Here is a 23,923-nt window from a genome sequence, read left to right as displayed (position 1 = left end):
CCGCCGCACGGATCGGATTGACGGGGCAGGATCGTAGGCTCGATGCGGGCGGACCCACCACGGGCCCGCCCCGCCGTGCCCCACCGCCCGACCCCAGGACCAAGTACGTGAGCTCCCCCTACCGGCTCGTGCGCAGCCCGCTCGTCCAGCCCGACCCACCCGTGCTGGACGCCTACCAGCGCGCCGTGGTCGAGCACGCCGGCGGGCCGCTGCTCGTCCTGGCCGGGCCGGGCACCGGCAAGACCACCACACTCGTCGAAGCCGTCGCCCGGCGGATCGAGGACGGCACCGACCCCGAGCGGATCCTCGTCCTCACCTTCAGCCGCAAGGCCGCCACGGAACTGCGCGACCGGATGTCCGGCCGCCTCGGCGGCTCGGCCGCCGCCCCGCAGGCCACCACCTTCCACTCCTTCTGCTACGCCCTGCTGCGCGCCCACCAGGACCCGCAGGACTACGCCGAGCCGCTGCGGCTGCTCTCCGGCCCCGAGCAGGACGTCATGGTCCGCGAACTGCTGGCCGGCGGCGCCGAGGACGCCAGGCTCGGCAACTCCCGCATCCGGTGGCCGCTGGACCTGCGGGCCTGCCTCACCACCCGCGGCTTCGCCGACGAGGTCCGCGCCGTCCTCGCCCGCAGCCGCGAACTCGGCCTCGGCGAAGCCGAACTGGAACGCTTCGCCCAGGGCGTCCAGCGCCCCGACTGGGCCGCCGCCGCGCACTTCCTGGCCGACTACCTCGACGTCCTCGACCTGCGCGGCGTCCTCGACTACGCCGAACTCGTCCACCGCGCCGTCCTCCTCGCCGAACGCCCCGACGTCGGCGAGGAACTGCGGCGGCGCTACGACGTCGTCTTCGTCGACGAGTACCAGGACACCGACCCCTCCCAGGTCCGGCTGCTGCGCCGGCTGGCCGGCGGCGGACGCGACCTCGTCGCCGTCGGTGACCCGGACCAGTCGATCTACGCCTTCCGCGGCGCCGACATCAACGGCATCCTCGACTTCCCGCAGACCTTCCGGCAGGCCGACGGCAGCCCCGCCGAGGTCAAGGTGCTCAGGGTCTCCCGCCGCTCCGGCGCCGTCCTGCTCGCCGCCTCCCGGGAACTCGCCCGCCGGATGCCGATGGGCCGGCTGCCCGCCGACAAGCTCGCCCAGCACCGCGCCCTGCTGCCCTCCCGCGAGGGCGGCCGGGTCGAGGTCTACACCTACCCGACCCCCGGCGCCGAACTCGACTCGATCGCCGACCTGCTGCGCCGCGCCCACCTGGAGGACGGCGTCCCCTGGGGCGAGATGGCCGTGCTCGTCCGGGCCGGTGCCCGCTCCATCCCCGGCGTACGGCGGGCACTCGGGGCGGCCGGCGTCCCGCTGGAGATCGACGGCGACGACCTGCCGCTGCGCGAGGAACCCGCCGTCGCCCAGCTGCTGCTCGCCCTGCGGGTCTGCGCCGAGCAGGCCGCCCGGGACAAGCAGGGCGACCCCGACGCCCCCGACCCGCTCACCACCGAACTGGCACACGCCCTGCTCATCGGCCCGCTCGGCGGCCTCGACGGCTCCGACCTGCGCCGCCTCGGCCGCGCCCTGCGCGAGGAGGAACGCGCCGCGCTGCGCGCCGACGCCGAGGCCCGCCCCGGCCCCGCCGCCGCCCCGCGCCCGGCCGCCGAGCTGATCCGCGAGGCCCTCGCCGAACCCGAGCGCCTCGTCGCCCTCGACCCCGCGCACGCCCGCCGCGCCCGCGACCTCGGCACCCTGCTGCGCAAGGTCCGCGAACAGCTGGCCGGCGGCTGCACCGCCGAGGAGGCCCTGTGGGAACTGTGGGACGGCAGCCGCCGCTGGCGCGAGCGCCTGGAACGCGCCGCCCTGCGCGGCGGCGCGGCCGGCCGCAACGCCGACCGCGACCTGGACGCGCTGTGCGCCCTGTTCGAGACCGCCGCCCGCGCCGAGGAACAGGTCACCGGCCACCGCAGCGCCCTGGACCTGCTCGCCGAACTCGAAGCCCAGGACATCGCCGCCGACACCCTCACCGTCCGGGCCGTGCGCCCCGAGGCCGTACGGCTGATGACCGCCCACCGCTCCAAGGGCCTGGAGTGGCGCCTGGTCGTCGTCGCCGGCGTCCAGGACGGCCTCTGGCCCGACCTGCGCCGCCGCGGCTCCCTGCTGGAGGCCGACCGGATCGGCCGCGACGGCCTCGCCGAACCGCTCTCCCCGGGCGCCCTGCTCGGCGAGGAGCGCCGCCTCTTCTACGTCGCCGCGACCCGCGCCAGGGAACGGCTGATCGTCACCGCCGTCAAGGCCCCCGCCGACGACGGCGACGAGCCCTCCCGCTTCCTGCGCGAGCTCTACCGCGAGGACGTCGACCCCAGGACCGGCAAGGTGGTCCGCCGCACCCCGCCCGCCACCGTCGAGGACGTCACCCACCGCCCCCGCCGCCCGCTGTCCGTCGCCGCCCTCGTCGCCGAACTGCGCGCCGTCACCGTCGACCCCGCCCGCTCGCCCGAACTGCGCCGCGCCGCCGCCGAACGGCTCGCCACCCTCGCCGCCGCCACCGACGAGGACGGGCTGCCGCTGGTGCCCGCCGCCCACCCCGAACGCTGGTGGGGCCTGGACGACCCGACCTCCGCGCCCGAACCGCTGCGCAGCGCCGACGCTCCCGTCCGGCTGTCCGGCAGCGGACTGGAACAGCTGGAGAGCTGCTCCCTGCAGTGGTTCCTGGACAAGGAGGTCAAGGCGCGCGGCGCGGGCTCGGCCGCCCAGGGCTTCGGCAACGTGGTGCACGCCCTCGCCGACGAGGTCGGCTCCGGCCGCACCCCCGCCGACCTCGCCGTGCTCATGGAACGGCTGGACACCGTCTGGGACGCCCTGGCCTTCGACGCGCCCTGGAAGTCCCAGCAGGAGAAGACCGAGGCCCGCGCCGCCCTGGAGCGCTTCCTCAACTGGCACGTCCTGGAACGCGGCCGCGACCTCGTCGCCACCGAGCACGGCTTCGACGTCACCCTCGACGTCGGCGGCGTCGCGGTGCGCATCCGCGGCTCGATGGACCGGGTCGAGAAGGACTCGGCCGGACGCGCCTACGTCGTCGACTTCAAGACCGGCAAGCAGATACCCACCGACAAGTCGCTGCCCGAGCACAAGCAGCTCGCCGTCTACCAGCTCGCCGTCCGGGCCGGCGCCCTGAACGAGCTGCCCGGCTTCACCGCGCACCCGCCCGACACCGGCGGCGCCGAACTCGTCCACCTGCGCGAGCCCGCCGCCAAGGCCGCCCAGGACGCCCCCAAGGTGCAGCGCCAGGAGCCGCCCCAGGGCGAGCCCTGGATCGAGAACCTGCTCGCCGAGGCCGCCGGGAAGGTCCTCGCCGAGCGCTTCGTCCCGCAGACCGGCGGCGGCTGCGACCGCTGCGCCTTCCGCCGCAGCTGCTCCGCCCAGCGCGACGGCACCCAGCTGGTCGAGTAGCCGGTCGGGCACCGGCGACACCGCCGGTCGGGCAGCGCACCCGGGCACCGGCGAGGCGAAGCTTGTCCGTCGCTCCGGTTACGGTTGCGGGGTGACCGCCGTGCTCAGCCATCCCGACCAGCTCAAGGAGCTGCTGGGGATCCCGTTCAACCGGGAACAGATGGCGGCCATCGCGGCCCCCCTCGAACCGGCCGTGATCGTGGCCGGCGCCGGCTCCGGCAAGACCACGGTGATGGCCGCCCGGGTGGTCTGGCTGGTCGGCTCCGGCGCCGTACGGCCCGAGGAGGTGCTCGGCCTCACCTTCACCAACAAGGCCGCCGCCGAACTCTCCGAACGGGTCCGCGCCTCGCTGCGTCTCGGCGCGCTGGGGGTACCCCCGGCCGGAGGCTGGGGGAGCATCGCCGACCGGGACGCCGCCGAGCCGCTCGGAGACCCGGAGATCTCCACCTACCACGCCTTCGCCGGCCGCCTGCTCAAGGAGCACGGCCTGCGGATCGGCGTCGAACCGGACGTCCGGCTGCTCGCCGACGCCACCCGCTTCCAGCTCGCCGCCAAGGTGCTGCGCAGCGCCCGCGGCCCCTTCCCCGCGCTCACCGGCACCTTCGCCAACCTGGTCGCCGACCTCACCGCACTGGACGGCGAACTCGCCGAGCACCTGGTCGAACCGCAGACCCTGCGCGAGTACGACGAGGGTCTGCTGGACACCCTCGCCACCGTCAAGCTGACCAACGACGACCTGCGGGCCGTCCCGGCCGCCGCCCGGGCCCGGCTGGAGCTGCTGCGCCTGGTCGAGGACTACCGGCGCCGCAAGCGCTCCGCCGGGCTGATGGACTTCGGCGACCAGATCGCCGCCGCCGCCCGCCTCGCCCAGCAGCGCCCCGAGGTCGGCGAGCTGCTGCGCGGCCAGTTCAAGGTGGTGCTGCTGGACGAGTACCAGGACACCTCCGTCGCCCAGCGGCTGATGCTCGCCGGCCTGTTCGGCGCCGGCCCCGCCGCCTCCCCCACGGGCGGCGGCAGCGGCCACCCGGTGACCGCCGTCGGCGACCCCTGCCAGGCGATCTACGGCTGGCGCGGCGCCTCGGTGGCCAACCTCGACGAGTTCCCCCGGCACTTCCCGAAGGCCGACGGCCGCCCCGCCGACCGCTACGCGCTCAGCGAGAACCGCCGCAGCGGCGGCCGGCTGCTCGCCTTCGCCAACGAACTCGCCGCCCCGCTGCGGGAGATGCACGAGGGCGTCGAGGCGCTGCGCCCCGCCCCCGGCGCCGAGCAGGACGGCTTCGTGCGCGCGGCGCTGCTGCCCACCCACGCCGAGGAGATCGACTGGCTGGCCGACTCGGTCGCCCACCTGGTGCGCACCGGTACCGCGCCCGGCCGGATCGCCGTGCTGTGCCGCGGCGGCGCGGCCTTCCCGGACATCCACGCCGCGCTGGTCGCCCGGGAGGTGCCGGTCGAGGTGGTCGGCCTCGGCGGGCTGCTGCAGCTGCCCGAGGTGGCCGACCTGGTCGCGGTCTGCGAGGTGCTGCAGGACCCGACCGCCAACGCCGCGCTGGTGCGCCTGCTGATCGGCCCGCGCTGGCGGATCGGCCCGCGCGACCTCGCCCTGCTCGGCCGCCGGGCCGCCGACCTGGTGCGCACCGACCGGCCCGAGGGCGTCGAGGCGCTGGCCGCCGCCGTCGCCGAGGCCGACCCGACCGAGGTGGTCTCGCTGGCCGACGCGGTGGAGACCTTCCTCGAAGCCCCGTCCGGTGAGCAGGGGAAGACCGACGAGCTGCCGTTCTCCGCCGAGGCGCGGGTGCGCTTCGCCCGGCTCGCCGTCGAGCTGCGCGACCTGCGCCGCTCGCTCGCCGACCCGCTGATGGACGTGCTGCACCGGGTGCTGTCCGTCACCGGCCTGGAGGTCGAACTCGCCGCCTCCCCGCAGGCCCTGGCCGCCCGGCGGCGGGAGACCCTGCACGCCTTCCTGGACGTCGCCGCCTCCTTCGCCGACCTCGACGGCGACCCGGGCCTCGCCGCCTTCCTCGGCTTCCTGCGCGCCGCCCAGGAGTACGAGCGCGGCCTGGACAGCAGCCTGCCCGGCGGCGAGGACACCGTGAAGGTGCTCACCGCCCACAAGTCCAAGGGCCTGGAGTGGGACGTGGTCGCCGTCCCCGGCCTGGTACGGGGCGCATTCCCGTCATCGAGCCCGCGCGAACGCTGGACGAGCACCAAGCGGGTGCTTCCGCACGCCCTGCGCGGCGACGCCGAAACCCTGCCCGACGTGCGCGGCGGCTGGAACGGGAAGTCGATGACGGCGTTCCGCAAGGAGCTCGCCGAGCACTCCGCCGTCGAGGAACTGCGCCTGGGCTACGTGGCGTTCACCCGGCCCCGGTCGCTGCTGCTGGCCTCCGGGCACTGGTGGGGGCCGAGCCAGAAGACCGTCCGCGGCCCGTCCGCCTTCCTGGAGCAGCTGCGCGAGCACTGCGAGCGGCCCGGCGCCGGCGAGGTCGAGCACTGGGCCGAGCAGCCGGAGAAGGGCGCCGAGAACCCGGCGCTCGCCGCCCCCGTCGAACACCCCTGGCCGCTGCCGCTGGACCCGGCCGCCCAGCACGCCCGCCGCCGCGTCGCCGAGGTGGTGCGCTCGCGCGTGGCCGGGGCGGTGACCCGCCCGCTCGCCTCCGGGCCCTCGGGCCAGGCGCAGGGCGGGCCGGAGGAGATGGCCCCCGAGGACCAGCGCCAGGTCGCCTCCTGGGACCGCGATCTGACCGCGCTGCTGGGCGAGTTGGAGCGCTCCCGGCGCACCGCCCGGGACGTGCCGCTGCCCGCCGCGCTGTCCGCCACCCAGCTGCTGCGCCTGGCCGCCGACCCGGACGGCTTCGCCCACGAGCTGGCCCGCCCGATGCCGCGCCCGCCGCAGCCGGCGGCCCGGCGCGGCACCCGCTTCCACGCCTGGGTGCAGTCCCGGATCGAGCCGCTGCTGCTGGTCGAGCCCGGCGCGCTGCCCGGCGCCGACGACGACGGCATCGAGGACGAGCAGGACCTGGAGCGGCTCAAGGAGGCGTTCCTGCGCACCCCGTACGCGCAGCGCAAGCCCCACCGGGTGGAGGCGCCGTTCCAGCTGGTGCTGGCGGGCCGGGTGGTGCGGGGCCGGATCGACGCCGTCTACCGGGAAGATGACGGGTTGTCGGAATCCGGTGGTGCGTCACGCTACGAAGTGGTGGACTGGAAGACCCATCGGGAGGAGACCGCCGACCCGTTGCAGCTCGCGGTCTACCGGCTGGCCTGGGCCGAGCACGCGGGCGTCGATCCCGAGCAGGTCACGGCTTCGTTCCTGTACGTCCGCAGCGGCCGGATCGTCCGTCCGACAGGACTTCCCGGCCGAAAAGAGTTGGAACGGCTCCTGATCGGGAACAGTGACTATTGAGTCACGCAGAGCATCCAAGTCATCACGCCAGTGCCCGAAACCTGTGCGTCGTGCACGTTTCGCGCCTATTGTGGGGTCGGTAACCGGTCAACCCCCGTGCTCCGGCCGCCAGCGAGGCCCGCATTCCCTGACCCTCAGTCATCACCGCAGGTGCCCCCGGGCATCGGCGTCTTCTGCTGGAGAGACCGAAGTTGAGCGCGACCGGATGGATCAGAGAGCGGTTCACCGGGCCGACACCGGGGCCCGCTCCGGGCGCGACCGGCACCTGGCCGAGGACGGCGCTGTCGCTGCCGTTCATCGGCATGGTGCTGATCGTCGCCCTCGACTACCTCAGCGGCACCGAGGTGACGGTCGAACCGGCCCTCACCGCCGTGCCCGCGCTGGCCGCCGTGGTCAGCCGCCGAACCTGGTACCCGCTCGCCATCGGTCTGGGCACCGAGGCGGCGGCCTTCCTGATGGCCTTCCGCAGCGACACGCTCGGCGAGTCCGTGCACGCCGCCAGCGTCTTCGCGATCCTGCTCGTCGCCGCGATCGGCTGGGTCAGCGCCACCCTGAGGCTGCGCCAGGAGCAGGCGCTCGCCGACGCCCAGCTGGTCGCCTCGATCGCCCGCCGGGTGCTGCTGCGGCCCGTCCCCGAGCGGGTCGGCACCGTCCGGGCCGCCGTCCACTACGAGGCCGCCGCCGCGCACGCCCGGATCGGCGGCGACCTCTACGAGGTGGTCAACACCCGGCACGGGGTGCGGGCCGTGGTCGGTGACGTCCGCGGCAAGGGCCTCGGCGCGGTGGAGACGGCCGCCGCCGTGCTCGGCGCCTTCCGCGAGGCCGCCCACCAGGAGGCCGCCCTGGACCGGGTGGCCGGCTGGCTGGCCGTCAGCCTCGACCGCGCCCTGCACGAGAACGACCACCCGGGCGTGGAGGAGGAGTTCGTCACCCTGGTGCTGATCGGCGTCGGGCCCGACGGCACCGCGGAGATCGTCAACTGCGGCCACCCCGCCCCGCTGCTGCTGCGCGGCGGCGAGGTCAGCGCGCTCGAACTCGCCGAGACCGTACCGCCCCTGGGCGTCCTCGACCCGGCCGACGTCCGCCCACCGGTGCACCGGCTGCTGCTCCAGGGCGACGACCGGGTGCTGCTGTTCACCGACGGGGTGATCGAGGCCCGCGACCGCGCGGGCGTCTTCTACCCGCTCGCCGAACGCTTCCCGCGCTGCGCCGACGGCCGCCCGGCCGACGTCCTGCGGCGCCTGCACGAGGACGTGGTGCGCCACGTCGGGCGCCAGCTCGGCGACGACGCGGCCATGCTGCTGCTCCAGTTCGACCCCCCGCCCGCGCTCGGGCCGGCGGTTCCCAGGGCCGCCGCCACCGCCGTCCAACTCCCCCAGCAGGCCGGGATCCTGACGCCCCAGTAGGGAACCGGCCCCGTCCTACAGCGACACCTCGACCAGCAGCGGGCGGTGGTCCGACACCGCCGCCCGCGGCGCCGCCGCCGGGCCGACCGCCGCACGCGGCACCCCGATCGCCAGCACGTGGTCGAACTGCACCGCCGGCCGGTGCGAGGGGTAGGTCGGCGTACGCGCCAGGTCGTACCAGCCCTGCAGGCGCGGCCGCGGCTCGCGCACCCGGCGCCGGCGCGGCTCGGCCAGCGAGGGCCGGGCCCGCCGGGCCGCCCGCAGCTCCCGCACCCGGGCCCGCGGTGCGCTGCGCTCCAGCGCCGTCGCCCCGCCGAGCACCGTGCGCGGCACCGCGCCGACCAGGTTGAAGTCGCCCAGTACCAGGTACGGCTGGGGCAGGTCGGCGATCCAGCGCCGGATGCCGGCCAGCTGCGCCATGTTCCAGCCGGGGACGAACGACAGGTGCGCCGCCACCACGGTGAACGGCCCGCGCTCGCCCTCCAGGACGGCCGCCAGCGCCGCCCGCGGCTCGTCCAGCACCGGGGTCAGGCCGCGCCGCCCGGCCACCCGCAGCGGCAGCCCGAACGGCGCCGGGGCGAACCGCCGGGCCCGCCAGTGCCGCACCGGAAGCCTCGTCAGCAGCGCCGTCCCGTAGGAGGGCGGGGCGCCGTCGCCCGCCTCGTCCGGCCCGTACACCCGCAGGGCGCCCGGCTCGGACGGCTCCCTGACCCAGCCCGCCACCGGCGCCGGGCGGCCGTGCAGCGCGGCGGCGAAGCGCCAGTCCTTGGCACCCATCGCCGCGGCCGCCACCGCCGCCTGGTCGGTGCCGCCGGAGCGTGCCTGGTGCCGGTCCACCTCCTGGAGGGCCAGTACGTCGGCGTCCAGGGCGGCCACCGCCTCGGCCAACGGCCCGCCGGCGTCGGACGGGTAGGGCCGTGGTCCGCCGTCCGGGGCGAGCGGCTGGCCGTGCAGGAGGTTGAAGGTGGCGATGCGCAACTGGCTCACACCGCACGACGGTACCCGCTCCCCGGGGCGGCGGACCCGGCTTGAGGCGGTGGGGCATACCGGGTATACATACTCGGTATGTCCATCCGTCACGGTCTGCTCGCCCTGCTCGACCAGGGCCCGCGCTACGGCTACCAGCTGCGCACCGAGTTCGAGGCGCGCACCGGCGCCACCTGGCCGCTCAACGTCGGGCAGGTCTACACCACACTGTCGCGGCTGGAACGCGACGGACTGGTCGAGCCCGCGGGGGAGGACGACGAGGGCCACCAGTTCTACGCCGCTACCGACGCCGGCCGGGAGGAACTGCGCACCTGGTTCGACACCCCGGTGCCCAGGACCAACCCGCCGCGCGACGAACTGGCGATCAAGCTCGCCATGGCGGTGACCGTCCCCGGGGTGGACGTCTCCGCCGTCGTCCAGGGCCAGCGCCGGCACAGCATCAAGGCGCTCCAGGACTACACCCGCCTCAAGGGCCGCGCCCTCGCGGGGGAGACGCGCCCCGGCGCGGTGCCCTCCACCGGCAACGACCTGGCCTGGCTGCTGGTCCTCGACCAGCTCATCTTCCAGACCGAAGCGGAGATCCGCTGGCTCGACCACTGCGAGACCCGGCTCGCCCAGCAGGCCGAACTCCTGCAGACCCGCACCGCCGAGGCGGCCGACGACGGTGCCGCGCCCGCCAGGCGCGGCCGCCGTCGCCTGCGCACCTGAGCCCCCGCGGTACCGAACCACCAGGCTCGGACCCGACTCCGAGCGCACACCCAGCACAAGGGGGGAATTCGTGTCCCACACCGAAGAGGCCCGGCAGACGCCGGTGCTCCACCTGGAGAACGTCACCCGCGTCCACGGCCAGGGCGCCGCCGAGGTCCAGGCCCTGCGCGGCGTCGACCTCAAGGTCCACCCCGGCGAGTTCGTCGCCGTCATGGGCCCCTCCGGCTCCGGCAAGTCGACCCTGCTCACCCTGGCCGGCGGCCTGGACACCCCCAGCGGCGGCCGGGTCCTCGTCGAGGGCGTCGCCCTGGGCGAACTCAACCGCAAGAAGCTCGCCCAGGTCCGCCGCCGCTCCGTCGGCTACGTCTTCCAGGACTACAACCTGATCCCGGCGCTCACCGCCGCCGAGAACATCTCGCTGCCGCGCGAACTCGACGGGCTGTCCGCCCGCGCCGCCCGCCGCGAGGCCCTCACCGCCCTGGAGGAACTCGGCATCCCCGAACTCGCCGACCGCTTCCCCGACGACATGTCCGGCGGCCAGCAGCAGCGCGTCGCCATCGCCCGCGCCCTGATCGGCGACCGCCGCCTCGTCCTCGCCGACGAACCCACCGGCGCCCTCGACTCCACCACCGGCGAAGCCGTCCTCGCCGTCCTGCGCGCCCGCTGCGACGCCGGCGCCGCCGCCATGATGGTCACCCACGAGGCCCGGCACGCCGCCTGGGCCGACCGCGTCGTCTTCCTGCGCGACGGCCGCATGGTCGACGAGTCCACCAGCCAGGACGCCGCCAGCCTGCTCGTCAGCGCCGCCGGCAACAGCCTGAAGGTGGACGAGTGAAGCTCAGCGCCTGGCGGGTGGCCCTGCGCATAGCCCGCCGCGACGCCCTGCGCGCCAAGGGCCGCAGCGCCCTCGTCATCGCCATGGTCGCCCTGCCCGTCCTCGGCGTCACCGGCGCCGACGTGGTCTTCCGCAGCGCCGAACTCACGCCCGCCGAACACTCCGTCCGGGTCATGGGCCAGGCCGCCGCCGAAGTGCACATGGTCGAACGCGGCTCCTCCGTCCTGCAGGCCCCCGACCCCGAGCAGGGCTTCACGATCAAGGACCCCAAGGACGAGGCCAAGGGCGGCGCGGCCCCCACGTACACCCCCGCGCAGCAGCGCGCCCTCGACACCGCACCCGCCGAACTGGCCCGCCAACTGATCCCGGGCGCCACCCTGGTGCCCGAGCTCAGCGGCCCGTTCACCGCGGCGAGCAGCGCCGAGGGCCTGCTCAGCACCCGGGTCGGCGAGGCCGACCTGGCCGACCCGGTCTGGCGCGGCCGGATCGACCTGATCAGCGGCCGGGCCCCCACCGCCGACACCGAGGCCGCCGTCACCCAGGACTTCCTCAAGCGCTCCGGACTCAGGATCGGCGACCGGACCGCCGTCCGCGGCCTGGAGTCCAGCCCCTTCACCATCACCGGCGCCTACGAGTACCCCGGCGACCTGCGGGCCACCGAACTCATCACCCGCCCCGGCACCGTGCTCCACAAGCTCCCCGAGGACCCCGACGACCCCGGCAAGGGAGGCCCCACCCGCTGGCTGGTCAAGCTCCCGGCCGGCGCCACCGTCGACTGGCAGAAGGTCAAGGAACTCAACGAGTACGGCTTCCAGGTCACCTCGCGCGCCGTCCTGATCGACCCGCCGGCCCGCGGCGACGTCCCGTACTACGTCCAGCAGAGGCAGTACGCCGGCGGCACCGACTACTTCAACCGGACCGACGTCGTCATCCTCGCCACCGTCGCCGGCATGGCCCTGCTGGAGATCGTCCTCCTCGCGGGCCCCGCCTTCGCCGTCGGCGCCCGGCGCTCCCGGCGCCAGCTCGGACTGCTCGCCGCCGCCGGCGGTGAGCGCGCCAACGTCCGCGCGGTCGTGCTCGGCGGCGGCATCGTCCTCGGCATCACCGGCGCCGTGGTCGGCCTGGGCCTCGGCATCGGCCTGGTCGCCCTGCTGCAGACCACCGCCGAGGAGCGCTCCGGCCGGCGCTTCGGCCACTTCGCCCTGCCGCCGCTCGACCTGCTCGGCATCCTCCTCGTCGGACTCGTCACCGGCCTGCTCGCCGCCGTCGTGCCCGCCGTCCAGGCCTCCCGGCAGGACGTCGTCGCCGCGCTCACCGGCCGCGACACCCTCAAGCCGCCGAGCCCCAAGCTCGCCGTCTTCGGCCTGCTGATGCTCGCCGGCGGCGCCGCCCTCGCCCTGTCCGGCGCCACCGGCGGCATCGGCAACCGCAGCTTCGCCGTCCTCGGCGGCTCGGCCGTCGCCGAACTCGGCATGGTCGCCCTCGTGCCCTACCTCGTCGGCCTGTTCGGCCGGCTCGGCCGCTGGCTCAGCCTCGGCCCCCGGCTCGCCCTGCGCGACTCCGTACGCCACCGCGGCCGCACCGCGCCCGCCGTCGCCGCCGTGATGGCCGCCGTCGCCGGCTCCGTCGCCGTCAGCGTCTACATCGCCAGCTTCGAGGAGCAGTACCGGCGCGAGTACGTCGCCTCCGGCCCGTCCGGGGCGGTCATCCTCGGCAGCGGCTGGCTGTCCGACGACAAGCTGCTGCCGCAGATGCGCGAAGCCGTCGAACGCAGCATCCCCGACCTCGGCCCGCGCGCCGACGTCCAGCGCGTCGAACCCAAGGCCGACTGCGGCCCCGGCAGCTACTGCGGCTACGTCAGCGTCGAGCTGCCCAAGGAAGCCCGCTGCCCGCTCATGGACTCGGAGGAGACCCTCTCCGACGCCGAGCGCGAGCGGATCCTCAGCACCGACAAGCGCTGCCAGTCGACCCGCCACCGGGGCAACTCCTACGGCCCGGTCACGGTCGGCGACGCCGCCCTGCTGCGCAACCTCTACGGGATCACCGACCCGGCCGCCGGCCAGGCCCTCGCACGCGGCAAGGCCGTCGTCTTCGACGCCCGCTACGTCAAGGACGGCAAGACGATCGTCCGGATCACCGGGCCGAACCCCACCACGAACGACGGGAGCCGCGCGAGCAAGCCCACCCAGACCGAGGTCGCCCTGGACGCCGTCCTCGCCCCCTCCTCCCCGGACGCCCCGGCCCAGGTCGTGATCGGCCAGGACGCCGTCACCCGACTCGGCCTCAGCACCCGGCCGGCCGGCTCGGTCTGGCTGCCCGCCGCCATGCCCACGGACGGCGCCCAGCAGAAGGCCGACGGCGCGCTGGCCAAGCTCAGCGACCACGACGTGCTCAAGATCGAACGCGGCTACGAGTCCCCGGCCGGACCGATCCAGTACGGGCTGAACATCTTCGCGGCCATCGTCGCCCTCGGCGCGGCCGGCATCGCCACCGGACTGGCCGCCGCCGACTCCCAGCGCGACCTGACCACCCTCGCCGCCGTCGGCGCCGAGCCCCGCATCCGGCGCTCGCTCTCCGGCTTCCAGTGCGGGGTGATCGCCGCCATGGGCACCCTGCTCGGCGTGGTCTGCGGCGTGGTGCCCGGGGTGGCGCTGCGCAAGGTCGAGGCCGCGGCGAGCAACTTCCCGGGGATGAGCCCCGAGGAGCTCGCCAACAAGGAGGCCCTGGTCTTCCCGTGGCCCGTCATCGCCGCCACCGTGCTGCTGCTGCCGGTGATCGCTGCCGCGCTCGCCGCCCTGATGACCCGCTCGCGGATCACCCTGCTGCGCCGCTCCGGCTGAGCCCCCGGGGCGCGGGCCCGCGCCCGCTCCCGTCACCCCTGCCACGGCACCGCCGCGGCGGGGGTGACGGAGGTTACAGCTCCGACGGTGCCCGGCAGCCGGACGGTCGGGGCGGGCACCCGCACGGGCGAACTACAGTCGTCGGTATGACGAGAACCCCGGACAGCGTCGTCCGCTCCTACATCGATCAGCACCAGGCCGCCTTCCTCGCCGACCTCGCCGAGTGGCTGGCCATCCCCTCGGTCTCCGCCGACCCGGAGCGGGCCGGCGACGTGCGGCGCTCGGCCGAGTGGCTGGCCGCCAAGCTGGGCGAGACCGGCTTCCCGGTGACCGAGGTGTGGGAGACCGACGGACTGCCGGCGGTGTTCGCCGAGTGGCCCTCCGGGGACCCGTCCGCGCCGACCGTCCTGGTCTACGGGCACCACGACGTCCAGCCCGCGGCCAAGGAGGACGGCTGGGAGACCGAGCCGTTCACCCCGACCGTGGTCGACGGCCAGCTGTACGCGCGCGGCGCCGCCGACGACAAGGGCCAGGTGTTCTTCCACACCCTGGGCGTGCGCGCCCACCTCGCCGCCACCGGCCGCACCGCGCCGGCCGTCAACCTCAAGCTGCTGATCGAGGGCGAGGAGGAGTCCGGCTCGCCGAACTTCGCCGACCTGGTCCGGCGCGAGGCCGCGCGGCTGGCCGCCGACGTGGTCGTCATCTCGGACACCGGCATGTGGTCCGCGACCACGCCGACCGTCTGCACCGGCATGCGCGGCCTGGCCGACGCCCAGATCGACCTGTACGGGCCGGACACCGACATCCACTCCGGCTCGTTCGGCGGCGCCGTCCCCAACCCGGCCCAGGTCGCCGCGGAGCTGGCCGCCGCCCTGCACGACACCGACCGCAAGGTCGCGATCCCGGGCTTCTACGACGGCGTCGTCGAGCTGACCGAGACCGAGCGCGAGCTGTTCGCCGAGCTGCCCTTCGACGAGGAGCAGTGGCTGAAGGTCGCCAAGTCGTACGGCACCCGCGGCGAGGCCGGCTACTCCACCCTGGAGCGGATCTGGGCCCGCCCGACCGCCGAGGTCAACGGCATCTGGGGCGGCTACACCGGCCCCGGTGGCAAGACCATCGTCCCCGCCTCGGCGCACCTCAAGCTGTCCTTCCGGCTGGTCGCCGGACAGGAGGTGGAGAAGGTCCGCGAGGCGGTGCGGGCCTGGGTGGCCGGGCAGGTGCCCGAGGGCATCCGCCACGAGCTGGTCTTCCCCGGCGCGACCCGGCCCTGCCTGACTCCGCTGGACCACCCGGCGCTGCAGTCCACCGTCCGCGCGATGGGACGGGCCTTCGAGCAGAAGATCCTCTTCACCCGCGAGGGCGGCTCCGGCCCCGCCGCCGACCTCCAGGACGTGCTGGGCGCGCCGGTGCTGTTCCTCGGCATCTCGGTGCCCTCGGACGGCTGGCACTCGGTCAACGAGAAGGTCGAGCTGGACCTGCTGGCCAAGGGCGTGGAGACCGCCGCGTACCTCTGGGGCGACCTGGCCGAGAACTTCCGGCCGGGGGCATGACCCCCACCGCGAGCATCGGGGGCGTGACCTCCGCAGCGCGCGCCGAGGGCGTGAGCACCACCGCGCGCACCGGGGGGACGGCCCCTGGTGCGCGCACCGAGGCAGCCAGATCACTCATCCGGATGATTCACCACGTGGGGATGGAACAGACGTGAGCACCGTGCCTGAGACCGAGCGCCCGCTGCACCTGGCACTGGCCCGGTCCGGGGTGGACCGGGCGGCCGAGCACCGTTTCGACGAGCCCTGGCTGGCGGCCGCCTGGAGCCACCCGAGCACCCGGGTCCTGCCGATCGCCGGCGGCGAGGCGTTCGTGGTCGACACCGCGCAGGGCACCGAACTCGTGCTGCTGCCCTCCTTCGAGGCGCCGCAGACCGGCGACCGGTACTTCCTCGGCACCGACGAGGACGGGGTCTCGTACTTCGCGCTGGCCGGCGAGAGCCTGCCCGGGCGCCTGGACGGCGACGCCCGCCCGGCCGGGCTGCGCGAGGTCGGCGGGCTGCTGTCCGACCGGGACGCCGGGCTGCTGGTGCACGCCGTGGCGCTGGAGCACTGGCACCGGCTGCACAGCTTCTGCTCGCGCTGCGGGCACCCGACCGAGAAGGCCGGCGCCGGGCACGTGCGGCGCTGCACCTCCTGCGCGGCCGAGCACTACCCGCGCACCGACCCGGCGGTGATCATGGTGATCACCGACGAGCAGGACCGCTGCCTGCTCGGCCGCCAGGCGCTGTGGCCGGAGGGCCGCTGGTCGACGCTGGCCGGCTTCGTCGAGCCGGGGGAGTCGATCGAGCAGGCGGTGGCCCGCGAGGTGCACGAGGAGGCGGGCGTACGGGTCGGCGAGGTGCGCTACGTCGCCAGCCAGCCCTGGCCGTTCCCGTCCAGCCTGATGCTCGGCTTCCTGGGCAAGGCGCTGCCCGGCGGCACCGAGATCACCGTGGACGGCGAGGAGCTGGCCGAGGCGCGCTGGTTCTCCCGCGAGGAGCTGCGGGCCGGGATGGAGGCGGGGGAGATCCTGCCGCCGTCGGGCATCTCGATCGCCCGGCACCTGGTCGAGCTCTGGTACGGGGAGCCGCTGCCGTCGGCGGCGCGCTGGTAGCCCCGTAGGGTCCCGTAGGACGCGTCGGCGGTCCCGCCGGTTCCACGGAAAGGGCGCCGGCGCGAAAGGGCCGCACGAAAGGGGGGCGCGTGGACAATTCCATGCGCCCCCGTTTTTCTCTCCAATCCCGTCCCGCATTCACCACGACCAGCTGTTCGTATCCGGACGGGCCAGTTCTGCTACCGGGAGGGTGGCGCGCGGGCCCGTTGTCAACCCGCTCGGACGATATTGCCGGAAACCGCTGAAACCGGCTCGCCCCGCTCGCTACATTCACGAGGGTGACAATCCCCCGGGGCACCGCCCAATCCCCCAAATACCAGCGCCTCGCCGCCGACCTGCGCCGCCGGATCGCCGAAGGCGAGTTCACCGCCGACGCCGCCCTGCCGGTCGAGAGCGAACTGGAGCGCCAGTACGGCGTCGCCCGCAACACCGTCCGGCTCGCCGTCGACGTCCTGGTCAACGAGGGCCGCCTGGTCCGCCTCCAGGGCAAGGGCACCTACCTGCGCGAACACCCCGTCCTGGACCACCGCGCCTACGGGCCCAGCCCGACCCCCGCACCGCGCGACTGCCTCGCCGCGCCCTCCGCCGTCTACCTCGGCGAAGCCGCCGAAGCCGGACGGGAACTCGGCACCGACTTCGAGATGATGATCGTCCGGGCCCGGGTGGACATCGCCGAACGCCTCGGACTGCGCCCCGGCGAGGCCATCGTGGTCCGCCGCCAGCTGCGGCTGCTCGACCGCGAGCCGTACTCCATCGAGGAGAGCCACTACCGGGCCGGCCTCGCCGCCGGCACCCCGCTGATGGAACCCGACCCCGTCGAGGGCGGCGACGAAGCGGTGCTCGCCGTCCTCGGGCGCACCGAGATCGGCGCCGTGGACCACCTGGTCGCGCGGATGCCGGGCCCCGAGGAGGCCCAGTGGTTCCAGGGCGGCCCCGGCGTGCCGCTGCTGGTGCAGACCCGCGTCACCTACGACCGGCGCGGGCCGGTACGAGTCATCGAGACCCGCTACTCGGCCGACCGCAGCCGGCTCGTCTACGGCGTCGGCGACCTCAGCGCCCGCACCACCCTGCCCGCCCCCGCCACGCCCGTCGACCCGGCCAGGGCCGACGCGCAGTGACGCGCGCCGGCCCCGCCGGCCCCGGCGGTCCCGTCCCCGGCCCGGCGGGGTCGGGGGCCGGCCCCGGCCGGGTCGACGGGTCCGGGGCCGCGGGGCTCAGGCCGCCAGGGCCTTCTTGACCTGCAGCAGGCTCGGGTTCGTCATCACGACCTGCTCGCCGCCGCCGGCCGGCGTCACCAGCACCGTCGGAACGGTCTGGTTGCCGTTGTTCACCGACTCGACGAAGGACGCCGACGCCGGGTCCTCCTCGATGTTGATCTCGGTGTAGCCGATGCCTTCACGGTCCAGCTGGCTCTTGAGTCGGTTGCAGTACCCACACCAGGTCGTGCTGTACATCGTCACGGTGCCGGACATCGAGGGGGCTCCTTCGAAAGAGAGGTGCGAACGGTCTCCGGAGGGAACGTCCACCGGACGGCGGGCATTCCGGCACGTCGTCGACCACCGCGCGGAGCGATCATCCTGCGATCGCACCGGCCCTGTGGACAACTCCGTCCGCAATGTCCCCCCGGGCTGAGAGGATGGAACGCATGCAGGAAGACCTCTTGAGCGGCAGCCCCTACGACGGCCCCCACGGCTCCCCCTGGGCCGACCCCGGCGCCGCCACGGGCCCGGACGCCGTGCTCGCCGGGCTCGACCCCGAGCAGCGCGCCGTCGCCACCGCCCTGCACGGTCCCGTCTGCGTCCTGGCCGGCGCCGGCACCGGCAAGACCCGCGCCATCACCCACCGGATCGCCTACGGCGTGCGCAGCGGCGTCTACCACCCCCAGCAGGTCCTCGCCGTCACCTTCACCGCCCGCGCCGCCGGCGAGATGCGCGGCCGCCTGCGCCAGCTCGGCGCCGACGGCGTCCAGGCCCGCACCTTCCACGCCGCCGCCCTGCGCCAGCTCCAGTACTTCTGGCCGCGCGCCGTCGGCGGCCCCGTCCCCCAACTCCTGGAACGCAAGGTCCAACTCGTCGCCGAAGCCGCCGGCCGCTGCGGCCTGCGCGTCCAGCGCACCGAACTGCGCGACCTCACCGCCGAGATCGAATGGGCCAAGGTCACCCAGATCGCCCCCGAGGACTACCCCTCCGCCGTCGCCAAGTCCGGCCGCGACGCCCCCCGCGACCCGGCCGAGACCGCCCAGGTCTACCGCGTCTACGAGGAGACCAAGAGCCGCCGCGGCAACATCGACTTCGAGGACGTCCTGCTGCTCACCGCCGCCATCCTGGAGGACCGCCCGGACATCGCCGACCAGGTCCGCTCCCAGTACCGGCACTTCACCGTCGACGAGTACCAGGACGTCTCCCCGCTCCAGCAGCGCCTGCTCGACCAGTGGACCGGCCCCGACGGCGGCGCCAGCCTCTGCGTCGTCGGCGACGCCAGCCAGACCATCTACTCCTTCACCGGCGCCACCCCCGACTACCTCCTCAACTTCCGCAGCCGCCACCCCGGGGCGACGGTGGTCAAGCTCGTCCGCGACTACCGCTCCACCCCCCAGGTCGTCCACCTCGCCAACGGACTGCTCGCCCAGGCCCGCGGCGAGGCCGCCCGGCACCGCCTGGAACTCGTCTCCCAGCGCGAGGCCGGCCCCGAACCCGTCTACACCGAGTACGAGGACGAACCCACGGAGGCCGAGACCACCGCCCGCCGGATCAAGGACCTGCTCGCCACCGGCGTGCGCGCCAGCGAGATCGCCGTGCTGTTCCGCACCAACGGCCAGTCCGAGGTCTACGAACAGGCCCTCGCCGACCTCGGCGTCCCCTACCAGCTCAAGGGCGCGGAACGCTTCTTCGAACGCCCCGAGGTCCGGGACGCCGGCGTCCTGCTGCGCGGCGCCGCCCGCGCCGCCTCCGACCCGCTCACCGACGGAGCCCCCGACCTGGCCGGCCAGGTCCGCGCGGTCCTCGCCACCCGGGGCTTCACCGCCGAGCCGCCGGCCGGCTCCGGCGCCGTCCGGGACCGCTGGGAGTCACTGGCCGCCCTCGTCCGACTGGCCGAGGAGTTCGAACGCACCCGCACCGCGGCCGGCCAGGACACCGACCTCGCCGCCTACGTCGCCGAACTGGACGCCCGCGCCGCGGCCCAGCACGCCCCCGCCGTCGAGGGCGTCACGCTCGCCTCGCTGCACGCCGCCAAGGGCCTCGAATGGGACGCCGTCTTCCTGGTCGGCCTCACCGAGGGCACCCTGCCGATCATCTACGCCAAGACCGACGAACAGGTCGAGGAGGAACGCCGCCTCCTCTACGTCGGCGTCACCCGCGCCCGCAAGCACCTCACCCTCTCCTGGGCGCTCTCCCGCTCCCCGGGCGGGCGAGCCAGCCGCAAGCCCAGCCGCTTCCTGGACGGGCTGCGCCCCGGCTCCTCCGCCCCCGGCGCGCGCACCGGCGCACGCGGCGGGCGAGGGGGCGTCGAGCCCGGCGAGCGCTCCGCCGCTCGGCGGGTCCGCGGGCCGGTCAAGTGCCGGGTCTGCGACAAGGTGCTCACCGAGGCCGTCGAGCGCAAGCTGCGCCGCTGCGAGAGCTGCCCGTCCACGATGGACGAGGGGCTCTACGAACGGCTGCGCGAGTGGCGGGCCCGGCAGGCGAAGAAGCAGGGCGCGCCGGCCTACGTGGTGTTCACCGACGCCACGCTGATGGCGATCGCCGAGGACGTGCCCGCCGGCCGCGGGGAACTGGCCGCCATCTCCGGGGTCGGTGCCATGAAGCTGGACAAGTACGGGGCGGCCGTGCTGTCGTTGTGTGCGGGGGAGGAGCCCGAAGAGGATCCGGACGACGTCGAGGACGGCGGTCCGGCCGATCCGGCCTGAGCCGGTACGGGCGCGGTCCACGGGGCCGCTTCGAGGGCTTCGCAACCCGTCGTGTGTCGTGCCGAAGAACTCGCGTGAAAAATAGTTTGCGCCGCGTACCGGGAGCGCAATAGCCTGCCGGAGCGGTCAAGGGGACGCGGTCGCACGGGGTGAAACCTGTGCCGGTGCCCCTCGCCCGAGAGCTTCACAACGCTTTACCGAGCTTCACCGAGACAGACATCCGAACATTCGGAGCCAGGGAGACCAGGCTCCGCGAGACGCCGAGAGGAGGCGAAGACAGTGGGAAACATCATGATCACCAAAATGACTGGCCAGACCGTTGTCGCTGCCTCCCTGCGTGCCGCCCGCCTGCGGGCGTTCGCCGAGCTCGGTGGAACCGGTCTGGGTCTCGACACCACCGGTGTCCTCGCCGTCCCCGCTGTCAGTGGTCTTGGACACACTGATCTGTGCCTCACGGGCAGCAGGAGCGTCGACGGGACCTTTGTCGAGACCGGTCTGTCCCGTGACCGGGCGTCGTTCGGCACGTCGTGCTCCCTGCGCGACGAGCGACCGACCCAGGCACCGAAGGCGGCAGTAGCCGCCGCCATGCATGGCGGCTATGCGCAGGTCATCGGTGCCGGAAACACCCAGAAGCAGAACGAGCAGCAGATTAACCAGGCCGCGGTCGCCCCCATGGGCGCCAAGGCCGTCCGGATGTGGGCCTTCCGCGGCCCTGAACCCTGGAGAGAACGAACCTGAGCCAGCCTCAGGTCGGCACCTCCAGGGCCGCGGAACCCGTCACCACCGGGATCCGCGGCCCTTCTGTTTTGTCCGGTACGCAAGACCACCCAGGCCCTCCGGGGCCTCCGGCCCAGCACCACCAGTCCCCTGGGTCGGAACCACTGAGAAAAGACGAGGAAGACGCCAACAGTGTCCACGGTCATCACGCCGCCCACCCCGTCCGTACCGCAGACAAGCCAGATCACCAAGGCCGACCAGGCCGACCCCCCGGAGGTTCCTTCCATGCAGCTCAGCTCGATCGAGCAGGCCGAGTCCCTCGGTCTCCCCATCCCCTGCCGCGCCTTCGACCCCGAGGTCTTCTTCGCCGAGACGCCGGCCGACGTCGAGTACGCGAAGTCCCTCTGCGGCACCTGCCCGGTGAAGGACGTCTGCCTGGCCGGCGCCCTGGAGCGGCGTGAGCCGTGGGGCGTCTGGGGTGGCGAGCTGTTCGTCCAGGGCGTCGTGGTGGCGCGCAAGCGTCCCCGTGGCCGTCCGCGCAAGACCGAGGTCATGGCGTGAACCCCGCCCACGAGGCCAGGGCCGTCCGCCGGGGAGAGCAGCCCCCGCTGGACAGCGCCCTCCGCCGATCCGTGCGGATCGCCGCCGCCAAGGCCGACGCCGCAGCCCGCATCCCGTTCCCGAGCAAGCACCACGAGCAGGACCACGACATGAACCCCGCCGCCGTCGATCCCACCGCCCGCGCCGAGCAGGCCACCGAACTTCAGACCCAGAACAGGATCCTCGAGATGCAACTCCTCCACGAATCCCTGGCCCGTGCCCATATGCAAGACAGGCGGCACGAGGCCGAGAACCAACGGCTCGTCAGCCGGGTCGTGCGGGCCCACAAGCTCAGGCAGCGGGCCGAGCGCGCTTCGATGCGCGCCCGCAAGGCGCTCGCCGTCGCGCTGATGTAGGGCCCCGGCCCGAGGGCCCGTCCGCCGCAGGCCCTCCCGGACTCCGGTCCACCCCCGTCGTGTCGCAGGCCGCTCCCCGTCGTCGGGGAGCGGCCTGCGGCCGTTGTCGCGGTGCCGGGTCAGTCCTTGCGGACCCGGGCCCGCTCGGCGTCCTCGCGGGCCGGACGGGCCTGCCGCGCGGGGCCGGTGAGCTTGCCGGGCTTCGCGTGGCTCCCGGGCTTCTCGTGGCTCCCGGGCGTTGCGGAGTTTCCGAGCCCCGCGGGGCCCGCCGACCGCTGGTGGGCGAACTCGGGCAGCCACTCCAGCATCTCCGCGCGGAACGGCGCCTTGGCGCCCAGCTGGCAGAGCACCCCGATGGTGCTCAGCGTCACCCGGTGGATCAGCAGGTACGCCGGGGGCAGGTTCAGCTGCTTGCCCAGGTTGTAGGCGGGCGAGCGCGGGTCGGCGATCCGGGCCGCCTGGGCGCGCATCCAGGTCCGGGTGAAGTGGAAGTTCTCCACCGCGGCCGGCTCGATGATCGGCAGCAGGTAGTCGAGCACCGCGTCCGGGTCCAGCCGGATCGAGGGCTTCACGAAGCCCTCCTCGCGCAGCATCCGGAGCACGCCCGCCGCGTCCCCGGCCAGCGCCATCCGCAGCGAGGCCCCGATCGGCGCGGGCAGCCCGCCGGGCAGCCGGTCCACGGTGCCGAAGTCCAGCACGCCCAGCCGCCAGCCCGACACCGGGCCGTCGTCCTTCAGCAGCCGGAAGTTGCCCGGGTGCGGGTCCGCGTGCAGCAGCCCGGTCCGGGACGGGCCCGCGAACAGGAACCGGGCCAGCAACTGCCCGGCGCGGTCGCGCTCCTCCTGGGTGCCGCCCGTGATCACCTCGGCCAGCGGGGTGCCGCCCATCCACTCGGTGACCAGCACCTGGTCGGCCTGGGCCACCACGCCCGGCACCACGATGTCCGGGTCGTCCGTGAACTCCTCGGCGTGCCGGTGCTGGGCCTGCGCCTCCAGCTCGTAGTCCAGCTCCTCCGAGACGCGCTCGCGCAGCTCGGTGATCAGCGGCTTGACGTCCAGCCCGGGGATCAGCGGGCCCAGCAGCCAGGCCACCCGGCTCAGCTGCGAGAGGTCCGCGAGCAGCGCGTCACCCGCGCCCGGGTACTGCACCTTGACGGCGACCGTACGGCCGTCGTGCCACACCGCCTTGTGCACCTGGCCGATCGAGGCGGCGGCCGCGGGGCGGTCGTCGAACTCCCGGAACAGCTCGCGCCAGTCCTCGCCGAGCCGCTGGGCGAGCGCGGTGTGCACCTTGGCGGCGGGCATCGGGGGAGCGGCGTCCTGGAGCTTGGTGAGCGCCGCCCGGTACGGCCCGGCGACCTCCTCGGGCAGCGCGGCCTCGAAGACGGACAGCACCTGCCCGAACTTCATCGCCCCGCCCTTGAGTTCGCCGAGGACCTTGAACAGCTGGTCGGCGGTGGCCTGTTGGAGCTCGGCGGTGACCACCTCGGCGGAGCGGCCGCCGATCCGCTTGCCCAGGCCGAGCGTGGCGCGACCGGCTATCCCCAGCGGCAGGGCGGCGAGCCGTGCCGTGCGGGTCACTGCCTTGCGCGGAAGATCGCTCACCCCGGGCCTCCAATCCCTGGCCGCCCGGTTCCGGGCGGCCGACCATCTCTACGCCATTGTGCCCGCTCCCTGTCGCCCGCCCCGCGGAATTCCGCGGGGCGGGGCGGGGAGTGGCTTCCCTTTGTGGGGAGTTGGGCGGCTTGGGGTGGTGGGGTGGGGGGGGGGGTGGTGGTTCTGCGCAGGAAGTCGGCTCGGCCGACTTCCTGCGCAGGGGTGTGATGTCGCCTTTCCCCGGGGCCCCCTCCCCCCTCCCCCACCCCACCCACCCTCGCCACCCGCCCACCGCACCCACCATCCACTGCCCTGCGCCCACCGCCCGCCCGCCTCGTGCCCCGTGCGGTGGCTCCCCGCCCTCCTACGGCCCGGGGCCCGCCCCCGGGCGGGGGGGGGGCGGGGGGGGGGGGGGGCCCGCCCCCGGGGGGGGGGGCCCCCGCCCGGGGGGGGGGGGGGGGCGCCGGGGCCCCAGGGCGGCGGGGGGGTCCG

Annotated in this window: 16 protein-coding genes; 13 read left to right on the top strand and 3 right to left on the bottom strand. The window is 74.6% G+C overall.

The window, feature by feature from the left end; translation table 11 throughout:
* Nucleotides 1-107: 107 nt before the first annotated feature.
* The 3 genes from ACGF13_RS14020 to ACGF13_RS14010 all read left to right on the top strand — a co-directional run bounded on the left by ACGF13_RS14020 (nucleotide 108) and on the right by ACGF13_RS14010 (nucleotide 8,246).
* Entirely contained in the window at nucleotides 108-3,440 is a 3,333-nt protein-coding gene (locus tag ACGF13_RS14020; RefSeq protein ID WP_392873463.1) for an ATP-dependent helicase, read from the top strand.
* Between the two features lie 91 nt (nucleotides 3,441-3,531).
* Complete coding sequence (locus ACGF13_RS14015) at nucleotides 3,532-6,840, top strand: UvrD-helicase domain-containing protein (RefSeq protein ID WP_392873460.1); 3,309 nt, start codon at nucleotides 3,532-3,534, stop codon at nucleotides 6,838-6,840.
* 191 nt (nucleotides 6,841-7,031) lie between these two features.
* Entirely contained in the window at nucleotides 7,032-8,246 is a 1,215-nt protein-coding gene (locus ACGF13_RS14010; RefSeq protein WP_392873457.1) for a PP2C family protein-serine/threonine phosphatase, read from the top strand.
* Between the two features lie 15 nt (nucleotides 8,247-8,261).
* Here ACGF13_RS14010 and ACGF13_RS14005 read toward each other — a convergent pair whose 3' ends face one another.
* Nucleotides 8,262-9,233: an endonuclease/exonuclease/phosphatase family protein gene (locus tag ACGF13_RS14005; RefSeq protein WP_392873454.1), complete on the bottom strand. Its 972-nt coding sequence runs from the start codon at nucleotides 9,231-9,233 to the stop codon at nucleotides 8,262-8,264.
* A 78-nt stretch (nucleotides 9,234-9,311) separates the two neighbouring features.
* Between ACGF13_RS14005 and ACGF13_RS14000 the strand changes: the two genes are divergently transcribed.
* The 6 genes from ACGF13_RS14000 (at nucleotide 9,312) to ACGF13_RS13975 (ending at nucleotide 17,377) form a co-directional block, all read left to right on the top strand.
* Nucleotides 9,312-9,941 carry a PadR family transcriptional regulator gene (locus ACGF13_RS14000; protein WP_392873451.1) on the top strand — a complete coding sequence of 210 codons (630 nt, stop codon included), beginning with the start codon at nucleotides 9,312-9,314 and terminating at the stop codon, nucleotides 9,939-9,941.
* A gap of 70 nt (nucleotides 9,942-10,011) precedes the next feature.
* Entirely contained in the window at nucleotides 10,012-10,776 is a 765-nt protein-coding gene (locus ACGF13_RS13995; RefSeq protein WP_392873448.1) for an ABC transporter ATP-binding protein, read from the top strand.
* Nucleotides 10,773-13,616, top strand: coding sequence for an FtsX-like permease family protein (locus tag ACGF13_RS13990; RefSeq protein WP_392873445.1), 2,844 nt, complete (start codon nucleotides 10,773-10,775; stop codon nucleotides 13,614-13,616). The genes ACGF13_RS13995 and ACGF13_RS13990 overlap by 4 nt, the downstream gene beginning before the upstream one ends.
* A gap of 146 nt (nucleotides 13,617-13,762) precedes the next feature.
* On the top strand, nucleotides 13,763-15,166 hold the full coding sequence (locus ACGF13_RS13985; protein ID WP_392873442.1) for a dipeptidase: 1,404 nt from the start codon (nucleotides 13,763-13,765) through the stop codon (nucleotides 15,164-15,166).
* 151 nt (nucleotides 15,167-15,317) lie between these two features.
* Nucleotides 15,318-16,259 (top strand): NAD(+) diphosphatase, encoded by a 942-nt coding sequence (gene nudC, locus ACGF13_RS13980; protein WP_392873439.1) that lies wholly within the window; start codon nucleotides 15,318-15,320, stop codon nucleotides 16,257-16,259.
* Between the two features lie 278 nt (nucleotides 16,260-16,537).
* Nucleotides 16,538-17,377, top strand: a complete 840-nt coding sequence (locus ACGF13_RS13975; protein WP_392873436.1) for a GntR family transcriptional regulator — start codon at nucleotides 16,538-16,540, stop codon at nucleotides 17,375-17,377.
* A gap of 96 nt (nucleotides 17,378-17,473) precedes the next feature.
* Here ACGF13_RS13975 and ACGF13_RS13970 read toward each other — a convergent pair whose 3' ends face one another.
* Complete coding sequence (locus tag ACGF13_RS13970) at nucleotides 17,474-17,731, bottom strand: mycoredoxin (protein ID WP_355268016.1); 258 nt, start codon at nucleotides 17,729-17,731, stop codon at nucleotides 17,474-17,476.
* A gap of 164 nt (nucleotides 17,732-17,895) precedes the next feature.
* Between ACGF13_RS13970 and ACGF13_RS13965 the strand changes: the two genes are divergently transcribed.
* From ACGF13_RS13965 to ACGF13_RS13950, 4 genes are all read left to right on the top strand, one after another.
* Nucleotides 17,896-20,163, top strand: coding sequence for an ATP-dependent DNA helicase UvrD2 (locus tag ACGF13_RS13965; protein WP_392873432.1), 2,268 nt, complete (start codon nucleotides 17,896-17,898; stop codon nucleotides 20,161-20,163).
* A gap of 291 nt (nucleotides 20,164-20,454) precedes the next feature.
* Complete coding sequence (locus ACGF13_RS13960) at nucleotides 20,455-20,901, top strand: hypothetical protein (protein WP_392873429.1); 447 nt, start codon at nucleotides 20,455-20,457, stop codon at nucleotides 20,899-20,901.
* 171 nt (nucleotides 20,902-21,072) lie between these two features.
* Nucleotides 21,073-21,441: a WhiB family transcriptional regulator gene (locus ACGF13_RS13955; protein WP_392873426.1), complete on the top strand. Its 369-nt coding sequence runs from the start codon at nucleotides 21,073-21,075 to the stop codon at nucleotides 21,439-21,441.
* A complete protein-coding gene (locus tag ACGF13_RS13950; RefSeq protein WP_392873423.1) occupies nucleotides 21,438-21,836 on the top strand; it encodes a hypothetical protein in 399 nt (132 codons plus the stop codon). The genes ACGF13_RS13955 and ACGF13_RS13950 overlap by 4 nt, the downstream gene beginning before the upstream one ends.
* Nucleotides 21,837-21,955: 119 nt before the next feature.
* Here the strand turns inward: ACGF13_RS13950 and ACGF13_RS13945 are convergent, their stop codons facing one another.
* Nucleotides 21,956-23,440: an ABC1 kinase family protein gene (locus tag ACGF13_RS13945; RefSeq protein ID WP_392873420.1), complete on the bottom strand. Its 1,485-nt coding sequence runs from the start codon at nucleotides 23,438-23,440 to the stop codon at nucleotides 21,956-21,958.
* Between the last annotated feature and the right edge of the window lie 483 nt (nucleotides 23,441-23,923).

The sequence above is a fragment of the Kitasatospora sp. NPDC048286 genome, assembly GCF_043201735.1.
Classification (GTDB): Bacteria; Actinomycetota; Actinomycetes; order Streptomycetales; family Streptomycetaceae; genus Kitasatospora.
This window is presented reverse-complemented; position numbering and strand designations above follow the sequence as displayed.